The organism is Pedobacter sp. ASV12, from assembly GCF_016429155.1.
Classification (GTDB): domain Bacteria; phylum Bacteroidota; class Bacteroidia; order Sphingobacteriales; family Sphingobacteriaceae; genus Pedobacter.
In genome coordinates this window covers 1-390 of record NZ_JAELUC010000355.1, presented here as the reverse complement: position 1 = coordinate 390, position 390 = coordinate 1, and the positions used below count along the sequence as shown (strand labels likewise).

Sequence of the window (390 nt, the reverse complement as noted above, 5' to 3'; positions counted from 1 at the left end):
TTTCACCCTCCCCCCACCACCGACCTCTACACATGTCGTGGTTCGTCGGCAGCGTCAGATGTGTATAAGAGACAGATTATAGGATGCTTTACCTAGCAAATGTAAAAAGTTTTTATCCCGTACAATGGGTTTTATTACATCTATAAATATTTGGAAACCATCAAAATCGATTTGGTTCTGGATCGTTTTCTTCACTAGATTAGCGACCAAGTTCAATTGATCATCATCTAAAATTTTTATGTTGTCGTAAATGGTTATTTTATCTTCTCTGCCTATTGTCTTGAACAACTGCATGATTTCTTCAGGAATCCCTCGATCTTTTTGAAGATCTTGGACATGCTGTTTTTTTTGTTTACCTCCATCACCTAAAAACTCATCGCCTGTCATATC

Annotated in this window: 1 protein-coding gene; it reads right to left on the bottom strand. The window is 37.7% G+C overall.

Going from position 1 to position 390, the window contains the following annotated elements; translation table 11 throughout:
* Positions 1-54 precede the first annotated feature (54 nt).
* A partial coding sequence (locus JHD69_RS21240; RefSeq protein ID WP_233166153.1) for a hypothetical protein occupies positions 55-390 on the bottom strand: 336 nt, incomplete at its 5' end.